The following is a 799-nucleotide window of genomic DNA, read 5'->3' as shown; positions in this document are numbered from 1 at the left end:
CAGTCGTTCATCGAGCAATACCACGTCTACCTTAAATCCGATCTGGGGCTCAAGCCTACGACCGTCAGCGGTTATCTCAAATGCCTGAAATACGTTGTCAAAATCGCGTTCAACAACGGCTGGATGCCTCGCAACCCCTTTTCCCTCTATCAATATACGGCTCCGAATCCGGAACGTAGTTTTTTAACGGAAGATGAACTCCGGCGTATGATGACTACCGAGCTGCGGTATAAGCGTCAGGACTATAACCGCGATATGTTCCTGTTCTCCTGCTTTACGGGCATCTGCTATGCGGATATGGCCTCGCTGACCTATGACCGGATCGAGCAGGATGCGCAGGGCGAGTGGTGGATCAGCGGGAACCGCCAGAAGACCGAAACCAGATACGTTGTCAAACTTCTGCCGTATGCGTTGTTCATCCTGAACAAGTACCGGGGCCTGACCGGCGACGGACGTGTTTTTGCCATGTCTACACTCGATTCGATCGACGACAGTCTGAAAAACATCGCCCGAGAGTGCGGCATCGACAAACAACTCTCGTTCCATCTGGCAAGGCACACGTACGCCACGACGATCTGCCTGTCGAACGGCGTGAGTCTGGAGACGCTTTCGAAGATGCTGGGACATAAAAATATCACCACCACTCAAATCTATGCGAAAGTCACCCCGCCGATGATCGACCGTGAGGTTACCATGCTCCGGGAGAAACTGGCAACGAAATTCTCCGTGTAGACACTTTGCGATAAAGTATATAAATATATTATGTATTTACATACTTGTATAAACTCATCATTCGGTC

The 799-nt window shown here is 50.3% G+C and carries 1 protein-coding gene; it reads left to right on the top strand.

Translation table 11 applies throughout. The features are described from left to right. Window positions 1-732 (top strand): site-specific integrase (locus QVP03_RS06225; protein ID WP_288210680.1); only part of this gene is annotated, 732 nt, incomplete at its 5' end. Between the last annotated feature and the right edge of the window lie 67 nt (window positions 733-799).

The sequence above is a fragment of the Alistipes sp. CAG:29 genome, assembly GCF_000435435.1.
GTDB classification, from domain to species: Bacteria; Bacteroidota; Bacteroidia; order Bacteroidales; family Rikenellaceae; genus Alistipes; species Alistipes onderdonkii.
The sequence above is the reverse complement of the archived record's forward strand: the minus strand, read 5'-3'. Positions and strand labels throughout refer to the sequence as shown.